2 protein-coding genes, 1 tRNA gene, 1 other RNA gene and 1 pseudogene are annotated in these 4,481 nt (G+C 70.7%); 1 reads left to right on the forward strand and 4 read right to left on the reverse strand.

Annotated features, from left to right (window positions below; genetic code table 11):
* A pseudogene (locus AX737_RS08875) lies at positions 1–294 on the reverse strand (hypothetical protein); the annotation flags it as partial.
* A 652-nt stretch (positions 295–946) separates the two neighbouring features.
* Between AX737_RS08875 and ssrA the strand changes: the two are divergent.
* Positions 947–1,319: a transfer-messenger RNA gene (gene ssrA, locus AX737_RS08880) on the forward strand.
* An 831-nt stretch (positions 1,320–2,150) separates the two neighbouring features.
* Here the strand turns inward: ssrA and AX737_RS08885 are convergent.
* The 3 genes from AX737_RS08885 to AX737_RS08895 form a co-directional block, all read right to left on the reverse strand.
* Positions 2,151–2,226, reverse strand: a tRNA-Ile gene (locus AX737_RS08885).
* Positions 2,227–2,330: 104 nt separating this feature from the next.
* Complete coding sequence (locus AX737_RS08890; RefSeq protein WP_066920683.1) at positions 2,331–3,833, reverse strand: hypothetical protein; 1,503 nt, start codon at positions 3,831–3,833, stop codon at positions 2,331–2,333.
* Positions 3,834–3,948: 115 nt separating this feature from the next.
* The coding region (locus AX737_RS08895; protein WP_156453606.1) for a glycosyltransferase at positions 3,949–4,481 on the reverse strand (533 nt) is incomplete at its 5' end.

A 4,481-nucleotide genomic window follows, 5' to 3' on the forward strand; every position in this document is an offset into this window, starting at 1 on the left:
CTCGCGTGGCGCGCAGTAACCCACGACCACGTCGCGCGCCTCCCCGCCGGCCTTGAGCCGCGCGATGCAGCTCGCCGGATGGTAAGGAAGCTGGAAGGCGAAGCGGCCCTCGGCGTCCGTCTCGGAGGTGTACTTTTCGTCGAGCGCGATCTTCTCCTTGCGTGCGGGACTGATCCGCCCGAAGATCTGCAGGCTTCCGCCATTGATCATGGCCATGTTGATGGCGATTTCTGCTCGTGCCGCCGAGCTTGACAGGACAATCCAGGCGGCAACGGCAACGCAACACCTGAGCACGGCGCTTCTCCCCGCATTCGTTGGCTTTCCAACGTATCGGCGCGCGCCCGGAGCGGTAAGCGTGCGGACTGGGTAGTGGGGCGCGCAAGAGGAGGGTTCGGCCTGCCCGCCGGGCTTACCCGATGCGCCGCCGACTGGAACGACGCCCGCCCGCAAGGCGCGCGGAAATCCCCCCGCCATGGGCCGGGCACGGGGCGAGAGCGGATCGACCGCGCAGCGCGCAGGGCGATTGGTGGGCCCGGCAGAAATCGAGCCCGAAGCCGGATCGCCCCAGACAAACAGCACCCTGCAGATACGCGACATCCCCAGGCTGCCGAGCAGAACATACCCAGCGGTTACACAAGACCACCCGTGAACACACCGTGTTTCGGGTTCGGCGCCCCGGGAAGCAGATCGCACGCATTGGGCCCTTCGCAGGTGGCTGACGTTCAGCACGGCGGCCGCCTTGCGGAACTGCATCGGGCGATGGGCGGGGGCCGCGGGCTCCCCGTGCGGCCGCACGCCCGAAGGGGCCCTGGCCGCGTGTCGCTCAGACGACGTATCGATCGATCGCGAGTGCCGGCCGATGCTGGCGCAGCTCGGGGACGGGTTCCGGCGGCTCGCGGTCGAGGTGCGGAGGGTTGCACTGGACGGCGCGGGAGACGCGCGGTATGACCGAGGCACGGTTGATGACCGGTTCGTAATAACGTTTCAGGACCCGGGGGCAGTGCCCGGCGCCTCCACCACGAGCACGTTGCCCCGGGTACCGCACGGGGATCAGAATGACCGGCGGTCGTTGCGCGCCGGGCGTTGCCAAGGTGCTTCTGCTGGGGGCGAAACAGGATCGACTGGACGGTAAAAGTTCCGCGAGTTTGATCTTGCTTCGGCAAGGTACAATGCGACTTTGAGGTAGGTACTCCTCGCCTGGCGCGAGCAACCCTCGTTCCGGGCAACAGGGCCAAAAACTAAATGCCAACGATAACGTTGTCATGGATGCCCGCCTCGCGGCGTAAGCATCTTGCGGCAGGGTAGCCGTAGAAACAGAACCCGGGGCTTCGGCCCCGGGACCCACCCCCTCCCATACCATTGCACCGACAAGGCTCTCGAATGGGCCCGAGTCGAGCGCCGCCGCTCCGGCCTCGCCGAGATCGAGGCCTCTCGGGTTGTGCGGGACGGGGACCGGACAGCGGACGCCGCCTGGGCTCAGGGCATGCGGCCTCAGGGTCTGGCGACGGCATCCGCCGCGTGAGCCGTTCTCGACGCAGCGGACGGGATGGGCCTCTCCTCGACCCATGTGCCTTGCGGTACTGGCGGACTCCCCAGCGGTACATCCGCAAAACTCGCCATCGCCCTCGGAGTTTCGGGTTGTCTGGTCACCTCGGACGCATAGATCGCCGTCCCAAGGCCCCCAAAGCAGATGACGGCCCTCACCAGCGCTCGCGGTACCTCCCAGGTTCGGAGGATCACGATTGCTGTCGCTAAGGTAGCGATGAGGCCAACGACACCATGCATTCTGGGGCAAGCTCCGGCGATCTCGCCTCGGCACTGCCAAGGACGGGCCAATCGGAGCGTCCCGAACCGAGACAGCAGGCGAAGAACATTCCGCCGCGGCGCCGAAGCCGAACGGGCCGAACCCCAGAGGAAACGGCCGCACCAGCGGTCGAGCGGCAGGTTCGCGCCGCGGGGAGCCTGGCCTACGCGCGGCCGAGCATGGCGTGACGAGCTCGATGAGCCGCACTTGACCTCGGGCGACCTTAGCCCTCTTGAGTTCAAAAACCGAGCCTCGTCAGCTTGGCACGGTGTCTACCAAACCGGCAGCAGGCCAAGAATCCCGGCCCAAGTGCCGCTGAACCACCCAACGGATTACGAGAGCAGGATGGTGGGCCCGGCAGGACTCGAACCTGCAACCAGACCGTTATGAGCGGTCGGCTCTAACCATTGAGCTACAGGCCCCGCGCCCGTGCGGACCTCGGCAGGAATATCCGACCGCGGCCGTGCCGTCATCCGGAATCTCCGGCCCGGGGGCCGTGCCGCGCCGGCTGCCGCGCCCCTCGGACTCAGGGCCGACGGAGGAGGCGGAGGGGCGCGGCGGAGCCGTCGATGACCTCGATCCCGGCCGCCGCGTTCAAGGTGTGCAGGCGGCGGCCGGGCCAGGGCGGGCCGGGAGCGAGATGCACGCGCACCGCCTGGGCGAAGGCCGTCTCGGTCAGGGTGGTCACCTCCGCGAGCCCGAGCGCGCCGCCGTAGAGGCGCGTGCAGTCCTGGACCGGGCGCCAGAGGCTGCCCTCGCGCACCAGCATGGCACCGGCCGGCCGGGCCCCGCCCGCATCGATCAACAGCGGGTTGGCGGGGTGGGGACGCCAGGGCCCGAGCAGGTCGTCCGCCAGGAACAGACCCAGCATGTCCGAGTGCGCGCCCGCGCCGTCGTGCAGGGTCGCGAACATCCACCAGCGGCCCTCGAAATGGATCGGCGTCGCGTCGCTCGCCACAATGCCGGTGAGGAGGTCGCGCTCGCGCACCCAGCGGTGGGGATAGGGGTCGGCCCGGTAGAGCGAGACCGTACGGTTCTGCGAGGTCTCGGGGATCATCCAGACCGCGCCGCCATGGGCGAAGACGAAGGGGTAGGAGAGGTGGAAGGGTTCCTCCAGCACCGGCGTCGGGACGCCGAGCGGGCCTTCGGGTCCGAAAGCGACGGCCGAGATCACGCCCTTGTTCGTGCGGTGGTCGAGATCCTCCACGAAGAGGTGGGTCCGCCCCTGCCAATGGAACAGGAAGGGGTCCGCGTAGAAGCGGTGGCCGGGGTCGGGCAGTACCCGCCAGGGCTCTCCGCCCAGCGAACCGCTGTCCCAGACCGTCGCGCCCCGGCTGTAGCGCCATCCGGTGCGCCAGTGGGGCGCGTAGAAGCAGAGATGATAGAGCCGTCGCGCCACGGTGCGCGCCAGCCGGCGCAGGGCGTGTGCGGCGAGCGGGCGACCCCGGTCCGGGCGCGGCACGGCCGTAGCCGAGGGTGCGGGGCGTTGGAGGGCCGAGACGAGGATTGGCGCGAGGCGCGCCGTCACGGCCTCGTAGGCCTCGCAAAGGTTTGCGGCCGCCTCGACGGAGGGACGCCCGCAGGCGAGAACCGCGCCACCGGCCACGATCTCGACCAGCGGCGCGCCGCCGCGCAGCAGCGCCTGCAGCAGGCCGGCCTCGCCGGGGCGGCCGTCGAACAGGATGGTCCAGGCCGTATCGCCCGCCTCCGCGGCGCCCGGCAGCGCGATGCGGACGGAGCCGGTGCCGTCGTCCTCGGGCAGCGCCGCCGCGGCGGGGTCCACCCGCTCGCTCGAACGCGGGCCGGGGCGGGGCTGGATCAGGCGCTCCAGCGTGAACAGGGTTTCCATCCCGGCAGGCGCCCGATCGCCCCCGGTCCAGGCGATACGGGGGTCCAGGCCCGCGGCCCGCAGCCCCGCGGCAAGGCGCAGGTGCCAGTGCCGGAGCCCGCCGCGCGGCAGGCAGAGCACCGGAGCGGCGCGGCGACCCGGACCGATCCCGTGGTCGATGAAGGACTGTTCGATCGTCACCCCTCAGGCGGATAGCATCGCGGGGATCCTTTCTGAAGCCCCCGACACATCGAATGCACAACGCAATATTCGGGATGAAACCTGTATTCTACTCGTAGCGCGACCGCCGAAGACATCATACGCGGCGCGCGGCCGCGATGCGCTCGCGCAGGAGGGCGTCGTAGGCCTCGGCCATCGCATCGACCGGGAAGCGCCCGGCCAGGCCGCGTCCGCTGCGGACGAGGCGGGCGGCCAGTTCCGGATCGCGTTCCAGACGCCGCACGGCCTGCGCGAGGGCGGCGTCGTCCTCGGCGTCGGCGAACAGGGCGCAGGGGCCGTCCCGCGTCGCCAGAACCTCGCGCAGCACCGGCAGGGCGTTGGCGACCACCGGCACGCCGGCCTGCGCCGCCTCCACCGCGGCGAGGCCGAAGGTCTCGGCCCGGGAGGGGAAGACGAAGACGTCGAGCGCGCGCAGGAAGTCGCCGACCCGCTCCGGCGGCAGCTCGCCGACGAGGTGCAGGCGCGCGCCGCAGCCGAGTTCCTCCGCGAGGCCGGCCAGCGCGTCGCGCTCCGCGCCCTGGCCGGCCAGCGCGAGGTGCCGGGCGGGATCGTGCGGCAGCAGGCGCACGGCCGCCGCGAGGTTCTTCAGGGGATGCAGGCGGGCGACGC

It is taken from the genome of Methylobacterium sp. CCH5-D2, assembly GCF_001556475.1.
In the GTDB taxonomy this organism is placed as follows: Bacteria; Pseudomonadota; Alphaproteobacteria; order Rhizobiales; family Beijerinckiaceae; genus Methylobacterium; species Methylobacterium hispanicum.